General features: G+C 68.0%; 14 protein-coding genes and 1 pseudogene. 5 read left to right on the top strand and 10 right to left on the bottom strand.

Annotated features, from left to right (window positions below; genetic code table 11):
- A pseudogene (locus QZ847_RS11295) lies at positions 1–687 on the top strand (hypothetical protein); the annotation flags it as partial.
- Positions 688–706: 19 nt separating this feature from the next.
- Here QZ847_RS11295 and QZ847_RS11290 read toward each other — a convergent pair.
- From QZ847_RS11290 to QZ847_RS11260, 7 genes are all read right to left on the bottom strand, one after another.
- Complete coding sequence (locus QZ847_RS11290) at positions 707–1,402, bottom strand: TetR family transcriptional regulator (RefSeq protein ID WP_294356566.1); 696 nt, start codon at positions 1,400–1,402, stop codon at positions 707–709.
- A 109-nt stretch (positions 1,403–1,511) separates the two neighbouring features.
- Positions 1,512–2,486 (bottom strand): 3-hydroxyisobutyrate dehydrogenase, encoded by a 975-nt coding sequence (gene mmsB, locus QZ847_RS11285; protein ID WP_294356568.1) that lies wholly within the window; start codon positions 2,484–2,486, stop codon positions 1,512–1,514.
- Between the two features lie 6 nt (positions 2,487–2,492).
- Positions 2,493–3,269 (bottom strand): enoyl-CoA hydratase, encoded by a 777-nt coding sequence (locus QZ847_RS11280; RefSeq protein ID WP_294356564.1) that lies wholly within the window; start codon positions 3,267–3,269, stop codon positions 2,493–2,495.
- 16 nt (positions 3,270–3,285) lie between these two features.
- Entirely contained in the window at positions 3,286–4,332 is a 1,047-nt protein-coding gene (locus QZ847_RS11275; protein ID WP_294356562.1) for an enoyl-CoA hydratase/isomerase family protein, read from the bottom strand.
- Positions 4,332–5,486, bottom strand: coding sequence for an acyl-CoA dehydrogenase family protein (locus QZ847_RS11270; RefSeq protein ID WP_294356560.1), 1,155 nt, complete (start codon positions 5,484–5,486; stop codon positions 4,332–4,334). Before QZ847_RS11270 ends, QZ847_RS11275 begins: the two co-directional genes overlap by 1 nt.
- A 28-nt stretch (positions 5,487–5,514) precedes the next feature.
- Positions 5,515–6,039 (bottom strand): hypothetical protein, encoded by a 525-nt coding sequence (locus QZ847_RS11265; protein ID WP_294356558.1) that lies wholly within the window; start codon positions 6,037–6,039, stop codon positions 5,515–5,517.
- Positions 6,040–6,054: 15 nt separating this feature from the next.
- Positions 6,055–7,602, bottom strand: a complete 1,548-nt coding sequence (locus tag QZ847_RS11260; RefSeq protein WP_294356557.1) for a CoA-acylating methylmalonate-semialdehyde dehydrogenase — start codon at positions 7,600–7,602, stop codon at positions 6,055–6,057.
- A gap of 83 nt (positions 7,603–7,685) precedes the next feature.
- On the opposite strand from QZ847_RS11260, the gene QZ847_RS11255 reads away from it, so the two are divergent.
- Positions 7,686–8,585, top strand: coding sequence for a LysR family transcriptional regulator (locus QZ847_RS11255; protein WP_294356555.1), 900 nt, complete (start codon positions 7,686–7,688; stop codon positions 8,583–8,585).
- Position 8,586: 1 nt separating this feature from the next.
- On the opposite strand, the gene treF is transcribed toward QZ847_RS11255, so the two are convergent.
- Complete coding sequence (treF, locus tag QZ847_RS11250) at positions 8,587–10,182, bottom strand: alpha,alpha-trehalase TreF (protein ID WP_294356553.1); 1,596 nt, start codon at positions 10,180–10,182, stop codon at positions 8,587–8,589.
- 102 nt (positions 10,183–10,284) lie between these two features.
- On the opposite strand from treF, the gene QZ847_RS11245 reads away from it, so the two are divergent.
- A complete protein-coding gene (locus QZ847_RS11245; RefSeq protein WP_294356550.1) occupies positions 10,285–12,090 on the top strand; it encodes a DUF885 family protein in 1,806 nt (601 codons plus the stop codon).
- 42 nt (positions 12,091–12,132) lie between these two features.
- Here QZ847_RS11245 and QZ847_RS11240 read toward each other — a convergent pair whose 3' ends face one another.
- On the bottom strand, positions 12,133–13,146 hold the full coding sequence (locus QZ847_RS11240) for a fumarylacetoacetate hydrolase family protein (protein WP_294356549.1): 1,014 nt from the start codon (positions 13,144–13,146) through the stop codon (positions 12,133–12,135).
- Between the two features lie 65 nt (positions 13,147–13,211).
- Positions 13,212–15,164 carry an energy transducer TonB gene (locus QZ847_RS11235; protein ID WP_294356547.1) on the bottom strand — a complete coding sequence of 651 codons (1,953 nt, stop codon included), beginning with the start codon at positions 15,162–15,164 and terminating at the stop codon, positions 13,212–13,214.
- Positions 15,165–15,220: 56 nt separating this feature from the next.
- On the opposite strand from QZ847_RS11235, the gene QZ847_RS11230 reads away from it, so the two are divergent.
- Positions 15,221–15,700, top strand: a complete 480-nt coding sequence (locus QZ847_RS11230) for a hypothetical protein (RefSeq protein WP_294356545.1) — start codon at positions 15,221–15,223, stop codon at positions 15,698–15,700.
- A 67-nt stretch (positions 15,701–15,767) separates the two neighbouring features.
- The gene (locus QZ847_RS11225) at positions 15,768–16,922 is read left to right on the top strand and encodes an acyl-CoA dehydrogenase family protein (RefSeq protein ID WP_294356543.1); all 1,155 of its coding nucleotides are present in this window, start codon (positions 15,768–15,770) and stop codon (positions 16,920–16,922) included.
- Positions 16,923–17,082 lie beyond the last annotated feature (160 nt).

Here is a 17,082-nt window from a genome sequence, read left to right as displayed (position 1 = left end):
CGCGGCGCGCGACCGCGCTCGATCGGCGGCAACAGCGTCTTCGCGCTGCTCGGCTATTCCTCGCCGATCGGCACGCTGACCGGGTTCGCCTATCTGATCGACGCCGACGAGGCCGCCTATCAGGGCTATCGCCTGTCAAGCCAGACCTACGGCGTGCGGCTGGCAGGCAAGCGCGCGCTTGGCGGCGGTTACGCGCTCGACTACGTGGCGAGTTACGCGCGGCAGAACGACTATGCGCGCAACCCGAACCGTTATGCCGCCGATTACTGGCTCGCCGAGGCGAAGCTGTCGCGCAAGGCAGTGGTCGCGACACTCGGCTACGAGGTGCTCGGCGCAGACGACGGGCGCGCGCTGACCAGCGTGCAGACGCCCTACGGATCGGTGTTCGGGTTCCAGGGCTGGGCCGACAAGTTCACGACGACGCCCGCGGACGGCGTGCGCGACCTCTACGCCGGGCTTGGCGCGCGCTGGCCAACGCTCGGCCGCGTGCGCAACCTCGAACTGTCCGCCTTCGCGCACCATTACGACAGCGATCGCGCGGTGCGCCGCTACGGTGACGAGATCAACCTGCTCGCCAGCGCGAGTGTCGGCGGGATAACGTGGTCGGCGCGCTACGCCGATTATTTCGCCGACCGCTTCGGCACCGACACGCGCAAGGTCTGGCTGAGCGCGGAATGGGCCCTATGACACGTTACTCGCTGACGCGTCACGCGCTGCCGCACGCGCGCAGCAGCACGCCGCCCAGCAGCGTGTCGGCGACCTGATCGGCGTAGCGGCGGCTCAGCTGCTCGTCGATCTCGCCCACGCCGAACGACCAGCAGAGCGAGTGGCGCGCGCTGAACAGATGCTCGCACGCACCGAACAGCGTGAAGTAGAACAGCATCGGGTCAACGCGACGGAACGCGCCCTCCGCTAGGCCTTGCGCCAGGATCGCGGCGTGTGCGGCGGCGATCGGCGTCGTGAACCGCTCGGCCAGAAAGCGCGCGCTCTCCGAATCGCTGTCCGCGGTCATCGCCGCGACCAGCCGACTGATATAGGGATAGCGCCAGTAGACGCGGATCACGCCGTGAACGTGCAGCCGCAGCTTATCCGCCGCGCTGCGATCGGACGCGATCAGCGCGTCGAGGTGCGGGAACACGCCGCCCGCGTCGCGCTCCAGCAATGCGCGGAACAGCCCCGGCTTGCCCCCGAAGCGATAGTGGATCAGCGCGGAGTTGAGGCCCGACCGCTCGGCGATGTCGGCAAAGGTGATGTGGACCGAATTGCGCTCGATCATCAGCGCGCTGGCAGCGTCGAGCAGCTGATCGGCCGAATTGCGCCGCCGTGCCGCCCGTGCGCCCGGCGCGGGCGACGGCGATCGTTCGCGCGACGGTTCACCCGCCGCCCCCCGATGGATGGGCATCCCCTGTACTCGCCCTTACTGTCGGTGCCGTTGTGGCATCCTCTCCGCACACGAGGATAGCGCGTTTCACGCGCCACGCAACGAGGATTACGCCCGATCCGGGCGTGCCTCAATCAGCGGTCGCATCCGCCCCGAATGTCTTGATGATACCGGAGAAATCGGTCGCGCCTTCGCCGGCTTGCGCGAACGCCTCGTACAGCTCCTTCGCGCGCGTCCCCATCGGCACGTCGGCGCCCGCGTCCGCCGCCGCCGCCATCGCGAGCCGCAGATCCTTGAGCATCAGCGCGGTCGCGAACCCGCCCTGGTAGCCGCGGTCGGCCGGGCTCTCGGGACCGACACCCGGCACCGGACAATAGGAGGTCATCGACCAGCTCTGCGCGGTCGACACGCTGCCGACATCGTAGAACGCCTGCGGGTCGAGCCCGAGCTTCTCGGCCAGCGCGAACGCCTCGCACGTCGCGATCATGGTGGAAGCGAGGACGAGGTTGTTGCACATCTTCACCGCCTGCCCCGCGCCGCTCGCGCCGACGTGGAACACCGACTTCGCCATCGCGTCAAGGAACGGCTTCGCTTCCGCAACGGCTTCGTTGCTACCGCCCACCATGAAGGTCAGCGTGCCCGCGTTCGCCGCTGCGATCCCACCCGACACCGGCGCATCGACCGCGAGCAACCCGCGTGCCGTCGCCGCCTCCGCCACCCGCCGCGCGGTCGCAACGTCGATCGTCGATGAATCGATCAGCACCGCCGACGGGGGTGCCGCGTCGAACACGCTCTCGCGGTACACCTGCTCGACGTGAGTGCCCGCGGGCAGCATCGTGATGATCGCCTCCGCACCTTCCGCCGCCTCGCGCGCGGACGCGACCGGCAGGCACCCCGCCGCCTTCGCCTTGTCGAGCGCCTCGGCCGACAGGTCAAACGCGCGCACATCGTGCCCGGCCTTCGCCAGGTTCGCGGCCATCCCGCCACCCATGTTGCCCAGCCCGATGAAACCGACGTGTGCCATTATCCCGTCCTCTCCAGATTCATTCGCCGCAGCCCGCTTCCAATGCCGAAGCCGGCCGCGGACCTCACTCCGGCAACCGATCCCGCGTCACTTGCCGGACCAGTTTCCTGCGCGCTTCTCGACGAAGGCGCTCATGCCTTCCTTCTGGTCGGCGGTGCCGAACAGGCCGTGGAACAGCCGACGCTCGAACTGGACACCCTGTGCGAGGCCGGTCTCGAACGCCGCGTTGACCATTTCCTTGTTGGCGATGGTGGCGAGCGGCGCCATGCCCGCGATGACGCCTGCGGTCTTCACCGCCTCCTCGACCAGATCGGCGGCGGGGACGACGCGGCTGGCGAGGCCCGCACGCTCCGCCTCGGCCGCGTCCATCATGCGCCCGGTCAGGCACATTTCCATGGCCTTCGCCTTGCCGACCGCGCGGGTCAGGCGCTGCGATCCGCCCATGCCGGGCGAGACCGCCAGCTTGATCTCGGGTTGGCCGAACTTGGCCGTGTCCGCCGCCAGGATGAAGTCGCACATCATCGCCAGCTCGCACCCGCCGCCCAGTGCATAGCCCGCAACCGCGGCGATGATCGGCTTACGCGTCTGCGTCAGCCGCTCGTACCCGCCGAAGAAATTGCCACCGTACATGTCGGCGAAGCCCTGCGCCTGCATCTCCTTGATGTCGGCGCCGGCGGCGAACGCCTTCTCGCTGCCGGTCAGCACCGCGCAGCCCTGCGAAGCGTCGGCATCGAACGCGGCAAAGGCGGCGAGCAGGTCGATGAGCACCTGGCTGTTGAGCGCGTTCAGCGCCTGCGGACGGTTGAGCGTGACCAATGTCACGCGCCCGCGCTGCTCGACCAGAATGGTTTCGTACTCGGCCATTTGTAGCTCCTTCGGATCAGTCATGCGGCGTCCACGCCTCGGCATCAGGCAAGGGCGCGAAAATCTGATCGATCACGTGGTCGCTGACGCCTTCAGGGGTCGCGGGATCCCACTTGGGCGCATTGTCCTTGTCGACGATCACCGCGCGCACGCCCTCCAGAAAGTCGTGCCGCTGCACCACGCGACTGCCGACCGCATATTCCTGCCGCATCTCGTCGGCGAAGGTCGCCATGCCGGCGCCGTCCTTGAGCAGCTTCAAGGACACCTTCATCGTCTGCGGCGACTTGGTGCGGAGCGTCGCGAGCGTCGCTTGCGCGAAGTCGGACGCGTCCGCCTCCAGTGCGGCGAACACCTCCTCAAGCCGGTCGGACGCGAACAGCCGGTCGGTCGCCTCGCGCTGTGCGAGAATGCGCGCCTCAGCCGCGTCGATCGCAAGCTCGTCGAGCACCGCCTGCGGGCCTTGCGCGATCCGCGCCTTCGCCTCGTCCAATGCGCTCGCCGGCAGGTAATGCGTCGCCAGACCGAGCGCGTAACACTCCGCGCCGTCGAGCCGGTGCCCGGTCAACGCCAGATACTGCCCGATCCGCCCCGGCAGTCGCGACAGGTACCAGCCGCCGCCCACGTCGGGGAACAGCCCGATCCCCGTCTCGGGCATCGCCAGCCGCGTGTTCTCGGTCGCGACCCGGTACCGGCACGGCTGCGAGATGCCGACGCCGCCGCCCATCGTGATCCCGTCCATGAACGCGACCGTGTCCTTGGCATAGGTGAACAGCCGGTGGTTCATGCGATATTCGGTGAAGAAGAACCGCCGCGCCTCGGCACCGTCCTTCGCGCCGCTCTCGGCCAACATGCGGATGTCGCCGCCCGCGCAGAACCCCCTGCCCTCGGCGTGGTCGATCGTCACGACGCGCACGTCCGCGTCCGCCCGCCAATCTTCCAGCGCGGCGAGCACGCCGTCGCACATCGCGGTGTTGAGCGCGTGGATCGCCTTTGGCCGGTTCAGCCGGATGCGCCCGACCGCACCCGCGGTCTCGACGATCAGGTCGTCGGTGACGAGACCCATCACTGGCGCACCAGATCGCGGCCGACGATCATCCGCATGACCTGATTGGTGCCCTCGAGGATCGAATGGACGCGCAGGTCGCGCCAGAAGCGCTCGATCGGGTAATCGCGCAGGTAACCGTAGCCGCCGTGCAATTGCAGCGCGCGGTCGACGATGGACGAACCGTTGTCGGTCGCCAGCCGCTTCGCCATCGCGGAGAAGCGCGACTTGTCGGGCGCGTTCGAGGTCACCTTGGCAGCGGCGAGGTACAGCAGCGCGCGCGACGCCTCCAGATCGGTCGCCATGTCGGCCAGCGTGAACTGCGTGTTCTGGAAATCGGCCACCGGCTGCCCGAACTGCTGCCGCTCCTTGGTGTAGCGGATCGATTCGTCGAGGCAGCGCTGCGCCCCGCCCAGCGAACACGCGCCGATGTTGAGCCGACCACCGTCCAGCCCCGCCATCGCGATCTTGAACCCCTCGCCCTCGCCGCCGACCAGATTGGCGGCGGGCACGCGGCAATCCTCGAAGATCACCTGCGCGGTAGGTGATGCGTTCCAGCCGAGCTTCTTCTCGGGTGCGCCGAACGATAGGCCGGGCGTGCCCTTCTCCACCACGATCGCGCTGATCCCGCGCGATTTCTCCTCGCCGGTGCGCACCATGCAAACGTAGACATCGTTGTAGCCGGCGCCAGAAATGAACTGCTTGGTGCCGTTCAGCACATAATGGTCGCCGTCGCGTCGCGCGGTCGCCTTCAGCGCCGCCGCGTCCGAGCCCGAACCCGGCTCGGTCAAGCAGTAGCTGGCGATCTTCTCCATCGTGACGAGCTCGGGCAGGTAGCGTGCCTTCAGGTCGTCGGAACCGAAGCGGTCGATCATCCACGCCGCCATGTTGTGGATCGAGATGAACGCCGACGTGGCGGGGCAGCCGTAGGCCATCGCCTCCATCACCAGCGCCGCCTCGAGCCGGCCAAGCGCGATGCCGCCCGACGCTTCGCTGACGTAGATCGCACCGAAGCCGAGCTCGCCCGCCGCCTTCCACACATCGACCGGATAATGCGATGTCTCGTCCCACTCGCCCGCGAACGGCGTGATACGATCGGCAGTGAAGCGGCGTGCGAGTTCCTGGATCTCGCGCTGGTCTTCGGTCAAATCGAACTGGTTAGTGTCGCTCATCATCGTTCAATCATGTTTGAGTTGGCGCCGTTTAGCACCGCTGGTACCTTGCCGTCTGCCCCGGCCGCCCTGCATCACCCTGCTCGACCAGCAGCAGGCGTGTGCCGCCCTGTTCAAGCGTCAGGCGTGTCGAATGCGTCCACCGCGCACCGTCCTGCTTGAACGACAAGGCGGCGACCACTTCGTTGGCGGACGGCTCGCTGAGTGCATCGACACGCGCGCGCTGGCGAAAGAAGCGCAACTGATCGGCCTCGATCGCCAGCCGTCCCCGCGCGTCGACATTGGCGAGCGCGCAGTCGCCCGGCGTCCTGCCCCAATAACCCTGAAAGGCGACGGGGAGCTTGCGCGCGCCCGCCGACGTCGGCGTCACGGTCGCCACCGGCAGACCGCTTCGCGCCGCGGCCCGAGGTCCCTGCGCGGCGGCGGCGCGATCGATCTGTTCCTGCGCGCGAGCCTGGGCGGGGTCGACGTGGACGGTGTTGTAATCCGCATCGGACGATGGCGAGCAGGCCGCCAGCAGCGCCGCCCCCATCATCCCCAAACCCGATCGCCGCATCACGCGCCTCATCCTTCATCCCATCGTCGGGATGACGAACGCGTCCTGGATGCGGCTGGGTCCGCCGTCCTCACTCCCGCGCGGCAGGTCACCGCCCGACATGCCGAACCCGTCGGGCCAGCGCTGCGTCACCGTCTTGACCTTGGTCCAGAACTTGACGCCCTCCATGCCGTGCTGGTTGGTGTCGCCGAACGCGGAGCGCTTCCACCCGCCGAACGTGTGGTAGGCGACCGGGACCGGGATCGGCACGTTGATGCCGACCATGCCGACATTCACCCGCGCGGCGAACTCGCGCGCGGCATGGCCGTTGCGCGTGAAGATCGCGACGCCGTTGCCGTACTGATGTTCGCTCGGCAGCCGCACCGCGTCCTCGAACGTCTTGGCGCGCACGATCTGGAGCACGGGGCCGAAGATCTCCTCCTTGTACGCGCTCATGTCGGTCGTCACGCGGTCGAACAACGTCGGGCCGACGAAGAAGCCGTCCTCATGTCCCTGCAACGTGAAGCCGCGACCGTCGACGACCAGCTCCGCGCCCTCGTCGACGCCAGTCTGAATCCAGTTCTCCACCCGCTGCTTGTGCGCGGCGTTCACCACGGGCCCGTAATGCGCCTCCGCGTCGGTCGACAGGCCGACGCGCAGCGCCTCGATCGCGGGGATCAGCTTCTCGCGCAGGCGATCGGCGGTCTGATCACCGACCGGCACCACCACCGGCAGTGCCATGCAACGCTCGCCTGCCGAGCCGAACGCCGCACCCGACAGGTCGGCGACCACCTGATCGAGGTCGGCGTCGGGCATGACGATGCCGTGGTTCTTCGCACCGCCCATCGCCTGGACGCGCTTCCCCGCCTCGACGCCGCGGCGATAGACGTAATGCGCGATGTCGGACGATCCGACGAAGCTGACTGCGCTGATCGCTGGGTGATCGAGGATCGCGTCGACCATCTCCTTGTCGCCGTGGACGACCTGCAGGATGCCCTCGGGCAGCCCCGCCTCACGGAACAGTTCGGCCAGGCGCACCGGCACGCTCGGATCGCGCTCGCTGGGCTTGAGGATGAACGCATTGCCGGTCGCGATCGCGACGCCCGACATCCACAGCGGGATCATCGCCGGAAAGTTGAACGGCGTGATGCCCGCGCCGATGCCGAGTGGCTGGCGCATCGAGTAGACGTCGATGCCCGGCCCGGCACCCTGCGTATACTCGCCCTTGAGCACGTGCGGGATGCCGCAGCAGAATTCGATCACCTCCAGCCCGCGCTGAATGTCGCCCTTGGCGTCGGCGATGACCTTGCCATGCTCGGACGAGAGCGTGTGCGCCAGCTCGTCCATGTTCGCCTCGACCAGTTCCTTGAACCGGAACATGACGCGCGCGCGACGCTGCGGGTTGGTCGCGGCCCAGGCCGGCTGTGCGGCTTGCGCGGCGGCGATCGCGCGATCCAAGTCGGCTTGAGTGCCAAGCGTGACGCTCGCCTGCACCTTGCCGGTGTTGGGGTCGTACACGTCACCCGTGCGCCCCGCACCCGCGCCGCCCGAATGGCCGACGATGTGATGATCGATGAACCGCATTGCCGCTCTCCTGATTTCTTGAGTGACCGTCTGCGCCTCGTGCGCGTTGCAGGCAACCGGCAAATCTGCAACGTTCGCCTGCAATGATGCAGCCGATACCCTGGGGCGACCTGCAGGACTTTCTCGCCATCGCGCGCGCAGGACAGATCGCGCGCGCCGCGGCGCAGGTGGGGGTCGACGCGACCACGATCGGGCGGCGGCTCCGCCGGCTCGAAGCGCGGCTGGGTGCGACCTTGTTCGAGCAGACGCGCGAGGGTCAGGTGCTGACCGAGGCGGGCGAGCGCCTACTCGCGCAGGTCGAGGCGATGCAGCGCGCCTCCGAACGCATCGGCGAGACCGGCGACGGCGACCGCGACACCCTGTCGGGGCTGCTGCGAGTCAGCGTGTCCGAAGGGTTCGGCACCTGGCTGATCGCCGAGCATCTGCACGACTTCGCGCGCCGCCATCCGGCGCTGACGATCGACCTGGTGGCGAGTTCGGGGTTCCTGTCGCCGTCGAAGCGCGAGGCCGATGCCGCGGTGCTGCTCGAACGACCGAGCGCCGGGCCGGTGGTCGCGAGCAAGCTCGCCGACTATACGCTCCGGCTCTACGCGAGCCGCGGTTATCTCGACCGCCACGGCGCCCCGACCCGCGAGACGATCGCCGCCGACCACCGCCTCGTCGGCTACATCCCCGACCTGCTCTACTCGCCCGAGCTGCGCTACCTTCGCGAGATCGACCCCGGGCTGTCGCCAGGCTTGCGCAGTTCAAGCATCAACGCACAGGCACGATTGATCGCGAGCGGCGCCGGCGTCGGCGTGCTGCCGCATTTCATCGCCGGCGGTAATCCAGACCTCGTCCGCGTCATGCCCGAGGTCGAGATCGCGCGCGCCTTCTGGCTCGTCACGCACCGCGACACGCGCCAGCTGCGCCGCGTCCGCGCTTTTCGCGCCTGGCTGGTCGAACTCGTCACCCGCCACCGCGCGCAGCTGATCGGCACGTAGCTCACCGCGCCGGGTACCGCTCCTGCAGCGCGCGGACGACACCGTTGGTCCAGCCGAAGCCGTCCTGTGTCGGATACTCGCCGCCGCCTCCCGCGCGGCTTTCCTCGACATCGTATTTCTCCAAGAGCTTGCCAGAGGCGCGATATTCGCGCTCCGCGGTCGCGACGAAGCGCCGCGCGATCGCGCGCGCCAGATCGTCGCGGCCGTAGCGCGCCAGCCCCTCGACCGCGATCCACTGCAACGGCGCCCAGCCATTGGGCTTGTCCCACTGCTGCCCGGTATCGACGGTCGTCGTGCGCAGCCCATTGGGCGCGAGCAACAACCGCTCGGTGGCTGCCGCCACGCGTGCGCCGTGCGGCGGTAAGGCAAGTCCGGTGAACAGCGGGTAGAGCGTCGCCGCGGTCACGCCGGAGCGCAGGCGCTTCTGCCGCACATCATAATCGCCGTAGCGACCGCCCGCCTCGTCCCACAGCCAGCGCTCGATCGCCGCCTGCCGCGTCGCTGCACGCGCGGTGAAGTCGCGCGCGCAACCGCGGTCGCCCGCGTCCGCGCAGCCACGTGCGATCGCCTGCTCCAGCCCGAACAACAGGCTGTTGAGATCGACCGGCACGATCTGCGTCGTGTCGATGGTGGCGAGCGTCCGCCCATCGGCAAGCCAGCGCGAGGAGTAATCCCACCCGCTCTCCGCGCCCGCGCGCAGGTCACGGTAAACCTCCGCCACCGGTCGCCCGCTGGCCCGCGCCGTCTCGACATCCTCGCGGTACGATTCGTCGCGCGGTGTCGCGCGCGCATCCCAGTAATGCTGGAGCCGGGAGCCATCGGGCATCACCGCGGTGCGCTCGGGACTGGTCCAATACACCCACTCGCGCCTGAGTGCCGCCAGCCGCCGCGCCTTCACGCCGGCGTCGCTCGCCGGCGAAAGTGCCATCATCGCGTACAGGAACGGCGGCTGCGATCGGCTGAGATAGTAGGTCCGCGTTCCGTTCGGGACATGACCGTAGCGCTCCACCAGCGAGACGAAATCGTCGATCATGCTGTCGACCAGCGCATCCTCGCCGTCCGCCTTCAGGCCCAGCATCGTGAAATAGCTGTCCCAATAATACATCTCGCGAAAGCGCCCGCCCGGCACGACGTATGCCTGCGGCAGCGCGAGCGCCGACGATCCCGCGGGCGCTTCGAGCGGCGGACGGGTGAGCACGGGCCACAGGCGGCGGATATGCTCCGCCATCCGGGCACTCTTGCCACCATTCGCAGGCGCGGGCGCACTGCCGGTTTCCGGCACATGGAAGTTCGCGAGCACGAACGCGCGCAAGGCAGCATCATCCATCGCGCCGGCCGCGCGCCAGTCGCGCATGATGACGGCCGCGGGGCGCTTCGCCACCGCGTCGACGAAGGTCTTGCCGTCGGGGAAGATGCGCTGCGTCTGCACCGCCGCGAACAGGTCGCCGTACAGGTCGGCAGGCGTCTGCACGGGCGCGAGGTCGGCGGTCGCGATCGGAGAGGTCGCCGGCATCGTCGCGCAGCCGCCGATCGCGAGCAGCAGCGCCGACGCGGCCGCGCGCAAATGTCCAGTGCGGATTGGGTAAAGCGAGATCATGCCCGCTTCTCACCACATCACGCCGCTCCGCGACAACCGCTTGTCGCCGCTACGGGTGCGCCATAGACAGCGGGTCGATCGTCTCAGAGGTTACCAGCTATCATGCGCTTCGCCGTTACCGCCGCCCTGCTGCTCGCCTGCTCGGGCGCTGCCTTCTCACAGGCGCTGCCGCCCCCCACCCCCGTTGCCGGCGACAGCGCGGAGGACACGCGGCTCAAGCGGCTGTTCTACGACAGCGACGAGGCCAGCCTGAAGCGGAATCCGATCAACGCGATCTCGCGCGGCGACCTGCGCTACGCCGACCGGCTCGGCGATCCGCTGTCCGACGCGTCGATCGCCGCCGAGCGCGCCGCGAACGAGCGCGACCTCGCCGCCTTGAAGCAGATCGACCGCGCCAAGCTGACCCACGTCGACCAGATCGCCTACGACGTCTTCAAGTACCAGACCGAGATCGCGCTTCGCGGATTGCAGCCCGACATCGTCGCGCTGACGATCGTGCGCCCGCTCGACCACTTCTACGGCCTCCAGGCCTTCTACCCCGACTTTGCCTCAGGCGTCGGCGCGGCGCCGTTCAAGACGGTGGCGGACTATGACAACAACCTGAAACGCAACGCGCAATATGCCCGTATCATGGACGAGGCGATCGTCCGCTTTCGTCAGGGCATGAAGGCGGGCATCGTTCAGCCCAAGCTGGTCGTGCGCAACATGATCGAGCAGTTCGACAATCTGCTCAAACAGGGCATCGAAGGCTCGACCTTCTACGGTCCGGTCAAGACCTTCCCCGCCGGCATCCCCGCCGCCGACCAGACCCGCCTGCGCGCCGCCTATGCGCAGCAAATCCGCGACGTCGTCAATCCCGCGCACAAGCGGATGCGCGATTTTCTCGAAACCGAGTACCTGCCGGTCGCGCGCGACAGCGTCGGGCTGTCGGCGATGCCCGGCGGTGCGAAGCTGTACGATTACCTGATCGAATCGAACACCACGCTGCCGTTGAAGGCCGAGGCGGTGCACCAGCTCGGCCTGTCGGAGGTCGCACGCATCCTGAAGGCGATGGAGGTGCAGAAGGCGAAGGTCGGCTTCAAGGGAACGCTACCTGAGTTCTTCACCTATCTGCGCACCGACAAGCGCTTCCAGCCGACCTCGGCCGAGCAGTTGCGGCTGGGTTACGAGGCGATCGGCCGCCGCGTCGACGCGCGCGTGCGCGAGCAATTCTCGCTCATCCCGAAGACCAAACTCGAAATCCGCCCCGTCCCCGCCTTTCGCGAGAAGACCGACGCCGGCGGCTCGTACAATGGCGGCACGCCGAACGGGTCGCGGCCGGGCGTGTTCTATTACAACACCTACGACCTTCCCTCGCGCTACATGTGGGAAATGGAGACGCTGTACCTGCACGAGGCGGTGCCGGGGCACCACTTCCAGATCAGCCTCGCACAGGAGAACACCGCACTCCCCGCGTTCATGCGCTTCGGCGGCAACACCGCCTACGCCGAGGGCTGGGGCCTCTACGCCGAGACATTGTGGAACGAGCTCGGCATGGAGACCGACCCGTATCAGCGCATGGGCGGGCTGAACGACGAGATGCTGCGCGCGATGCGGCTGGTGGTCGACACCGGCATCCATGCCAAGGGTTGGACGCGCGACCAGTCGATCGAATACATGCTCGCCAATTCGCCGATGGCGCGCACCGACGCGACCGCCGAGGTCGAGCGCTACATCGCGATTCCCGGACAGGCGCTGGCGTACAAGCTGGGCCAGCTGACGATCTCGCGGTTGAAGGCATCGAGCAAGGCGACGCTGGGTGCGAAGTTCGATCCGCGCGCCTTCCACGCGCAGGTGCTCGACACCGGCGCGCTGCCGATGCCGGTGCTGGAGCGCAAGATCGATATGTGGGCGAAAACGGGGAAGTGATGACGTAAAAACCCTCTCCCCGCAGGGGGAGAGGGCATCAGTTCACTCCACCGTCTGCTCGATCACGCCGAAGATCGGATGGTGCCGATCATCCTCCGCCCAGATGCGCACGGTGTCACCCTTCTTGAGAAACGGCGTCGTCGCCTTGCCGTCCGCGATTGTCTCAACGGTGCGGACCTCGGCGAGGCACGAGTAACCGACCCCACCTTGCGCGATCGGCTTGCCCGGCCCACCGTCGTGATCGCGGTTCGACACCGTGCCCGACCCGACGATCGTTCCCGCACCCAGCTTCCGCGTCTTCGCCGCGTGCGCGACGAGCGTGCCGAAATCGAACGTCATGTCCTCGCCGGCCTCGGCGCGCCCGAACGGCTGCCCGTTCAGGTCGACGCATAGCCGGCGGTGAAGCTTGCCGTCCTTCCACCAGTCGCCGAGCGCTTGCGGAGTCACGAACACCGGCGAGAAGGCGCTGGCGGGCTTCGACTGGAAGAATCCGAACCCCTTGGCGAGTTCGCCCGGGATCAGGTTGCGCAAGCTCACGTCATTGGTCAGCCCGACCAGCCGGACCGCGGCAAGCGCCTCGTCGCGGCTGGCACCCTGCGCCACGTCGCCCGTCACCACCACCACCTCGGCCTCCAGGTCGCAGCCCCAATCCTCGTCGGCGAGCGGGATCGGATCGCGCGGGCCGAGAAAACCGTCCGACCCGCCCTGATACATCAGCGGATCGTGCCAGAAGGTCTCGGGCATCTCCGCCCCGCGCGCCTGCCGCACAAGCGCGACGTGATTGACGTAGGCCGAACCGTCCGCCCACTGATACGCGCGCGGCAGCGGCGAGGCGGCGTCATGCTCGTGAAAGCGCTCACGCGGGATCGTCTGATGCTCCAGATCGGTCGCGAGCAGTTCCAGCTGCGGCGCGACACGCTCCCAGTCGTCGAGCGCCACCTGCAACGTCGGGCAGATATGCTGCGCGTCGGCGTACCAGGCGAGGTCGTTCGACACGACGACGAGCTTCCCGTCGCGACCCCGCTCGGCATTGGGCTTCAGGCTGGCCAGTTTCATGCGCATGCTCTCCTTCTGCCGCCGATCATAGGAGCCATCGCGCGCCCAAGTCGAGCGAACAACCGTTACGGCAAGCGGAACACGACGGGTACCTGCCGGCCCGCACACGCCAGCGCGCCTTCGGGGCGGAAGCTGCTGGTCCAGCGGCTGTCGCGCATAATCCCGGTTGCGGCATCGTCGAACACAAATGGCGGGTAAGCGATGACCGCGCGCGGTTCGAGCGTGCGGCCGTCGGCGCCGATGTCGAACTCGGTCGACACCCAACCCTCGAACCCGTAGCGCATCGCAGCCATCGGAAAATCGTTGCTCGACGCGCCACTGCTGCGCATCGCCGGCGCGATGCCGAGCAGCGAGCATTGCTCGGCGGTCAGCCCGGTGGCGGCGAACGCCTGCTTCGCGCCCGCCAGATCGCCCTTCGCCGCGCGCACGTTCGCCTGCTGCAGCATCGCCGCGACCTTCAACGGGTGCCGCTCGGGCAGCCCCTTCTCCGCAATTACCGCGTCGAGCAGCTGCGGTGCGTCATCGGCCGGTCCACCGCGATAATTGGGCACCGCGATCAGCACGCGCAGCGTCGCCGCGCTGAGCGGATCGGCCGCGGTCTGGGGATCGGCGAGCAGGCGCCGAAAGGCGCTGCGGTAAGCGTTGCCGTTGTCCTCGTTGATCGCGTTGATCGCGGCAAAGGTGCGAACCGCGGTCGGCGCGTTGAGTGCGCCGGCGCGCGTCAGCGCCTGCGCGGCGAATTGCGCGCGCTCGTCTGCCGGCACCACGGCGTTGCGCGACAGCGCGAACAGCGTGGCGAGCTGCTGGGCGGCGCTGCCCTGGTTAATCGCCGCGCGCTGGAGCGGCAGCGCCGCCGCGTCGGACAGGTCGGCCCACGCCGCCGACACAGCGCCTCCCTGCGCGGTGATCCACGCTTCGGTCGCATCCGCCAGTGGTGTGGTGAGCGAGGGAGCCGACGGCGTCTTCAGGCAGCGCAACTCGACCCGGCTCGACAGGCGATAGAACGGCTTGATCGCTTTCACGTCGTCACTGCGCCACGACCACCCCGCCACCGCCTGCGCAAACGCGATCGCGGCCGCGCGCTTGCCCGTAGTGAAGATCGGCACCGCACCAACGACGCGCCCATCGTTTGCCAGCGTATATTCGACGATCGCGACATCCTGCGGTGTCAGGCCGGGCACGTCGGCACATGTCGGCGGCTGCATCGACACCGCCTTCGCGTAGGGCGCGTCCGCCATCCGTCCCGCGCCGGTATAGGCGAGATATTGCCGCGCATTGTCCATGTCCTTGTTGCGAAGCGCCGCGATCGCGAGGTCCGAGCGCGTCGCCACGTCATCGAGCCCCACCCGCGAGGTCAGCCCGCCGCGCTTGACCAGGCTGTCCTTCAGCACCGCATAGGCTTCCTTGTCGCGGCCCTCGTTCATCAGCACGCGCGCGTAGATCGTCTGGACGTTCGCCACGTCCTTCTTCGACAGGCTCTGGTCGGCCAGCGCGATCGCACGCGCTTCCTGCGCGTAGCCTAGTGCCTTGCCATCGTGGTCGAACATCAACGTGTCGGCGAGCAGCATCAGCGGGCGCAACCGTGCGGTACCGGTGGCGAGTGCGAGCGCCGCACGCCCATCTGCCGCCGCGGCGTCATAGTCGAAGCGCGCGTGCGCCTCGCGTGCCAGCCGCAGATGCGCGTCGATCACCTCGTCGTTGAACGATGCACCCTGCGCGGCAAGCACCGGCAGCGCAGCGCGGATCATCGGCGCGCCCTCGGCACCGCGATCGAGATAGATCAGGCACTTGCCCTTGCGCACCCTGAGCGCAGCGGTGCCGACCGGCGACTTCGCCAATCGGGGCGCCACCGCGTCGAAGATCGCCACGGCCTCCGCGCACTTGTCCTCGCTCGCCAATTGTGTCGCCTGGTCGAAGCGCTGCTGCAACGCCTGCGCACCCGCAGGCGCCGTTGTTGCTGCGGCTCCTCCCGCAGCTTGACCCAGCGCGAGCAGTGCGAGCACAATCGACGACATCATCCATCCCCCCGGTTTGATTGCCAAAGGACCACGCGAACGCCGCCGTGTCGAGCAATATGTCAACACGACTGATACAGAGCGGCGCGTGGCGACGCGGCGGCGTTCTGCTCGCCGTCGCGCTCACGTGGATCATGTCGGTCGCGACCGACGAGGCGCCAGCTTCTCGCCCCGTCCGCGACGATCCGCAACTGCCACCGCGTTCGGTGATCGTCCTTGTCGCGTCATGGTGCGCGCCGTGCCGCGGCGAACTCGCGCGGCTCGACACCATAGCGCCGGCGATCGGCGGCCGGACATTGCGCGTGCTCGCGATCGATGACAGCGCCGCGACCGCGCGCATGCTGCGCGTGATCGATCCCGCGCGTGTCTGGCGTCCCGACGCAGGCGTCGAACACGTCCGCGCGTTGCTGCTCGCGCGGACCGCCGGGCTTCCGTTCAGCGTCGTCACCGATGCGCGCGGCGCCGTCTGCGCGCAGGGGAACGGCGGCCTCGACGCACACCGGGCGGCCGCGCTCGTACAGCACTGCGCATCGCCATAACAAAAGTTACTTGACCGAACTGCCGGCTCCCGTGACACTCGCGCAAACCATTCGCGAGAGGGCGCCCATGACACTCGACACCGTTGCTGGCCGGCAGGCCTATACCGAGGATCACGAGGCGTTCCGCCAGACGGTGCGCAGCTTCCTGGCCAAGGAAGGTCAGCCCTTCGCCGACCAGTGGAACAAGGACCGGCTGGTGCCGAAATCCTTTTGGCGTCAGGCGGGCGAGGTCGGCATGCTGTGCCCGACCGTGCCCGAAGCGTACGGCGGTCTGGGGCTCGACTTCGGCTACAACGCGATCGTCGACGAGGAGATGGCCTATGCAGGCGTCCCCGCCGGCTTCTCGCTCCAATCCGACATCGTCGCCGGCTACATTGAGCATTATGGCAGCGAGGAGCAGAAGGCGCAGTGGCTGCCCAAGATGGTGTCGGGCGAGGTCGTCACGGCGATCGCGATGACCGAGCCGGGCACGGGCAGCGACCTGCAATCGATCCGCACTTCGGCGAAGAAGGACGGCAACCACTACGTCATCAACGGGTCGAAGACGTACATCACCAACGGGCAGAACACCGACCTGACGCTCGTCGTCGCGAAGACCGACCCCGACGCGAGCCCCGCGTGGAAGGGCATGTCGATCATTCTGGTCGAAAGCGACCGCGAAGGATTCCGCAAGGGCCGCAAGCTCGACAAGATCGGGCAGGACGCCGCTGACACGTCCGAGCTCTTCTTGGACGACGTGCGCGTGCCGATCACCAACTGCCTGGGCGAAGAGGGCAAGGGCTTCATCTACCTGATGAGCCAGCTGCCGCAGGAGCGCCTGTCGATCGCCGTGTCGGTACAGGCGACCGCGCAGAAGGCGTTCGACGAAACCGTCGCCTTCACCAAGGATCGCAAGGCCTTCAAGGGCACGGTGTTCGATTTCCAGAACACCAAATTCGTGCTCGCCGACCTGAAGGCTAAGCTGCAGGTCGGCTGGGCGCACCTCGACTGGTGCATCAAGCGGCATCTGGCAGGCGAGCTGACCAACGAGGAGGGTGCCGCCGCCAAGCTGTTCCACACCGAGCTCGAATGGGAGGTGATGGACAAATGCCTTCAGCTTCACGGCGGCGCTGGCTACATGAACGAATATCCGATCGCGCGGTCGTGGCGTGCGGCACGGGTCAGCCGCATCTACGGCGGCACCAACGAGATCATGAAGGAAGTGATCGCGCGCAAATTGTGAAGGGGTTGTGGTGGGGCGAGGTCGATCGCCCCACCCGCCATGTGCGTTACGCCGCGGCGTCGGCGCGCAGTTCCTCCACGAAGCGGTCGGTCGACTGGCGTAGCCGGCTGGCGTGCGCCGACAGGCTGGCGGCGGCGCTGCGCACGTCGACCGACAGCGT

Origin of the sequence: uncultured Sphingomonas sp. (assembly GCF_913778135.1) — a bacterium.
Classification (GTDB): Bacteria; Pseudomonadota; Alphaproteobacteria; order Sphingomonadales; family Sphingomonadaceae; genus Sphingomonas.
This window is presented reverse-complemented; position numbering and strand designations above follow the sequence as displayed.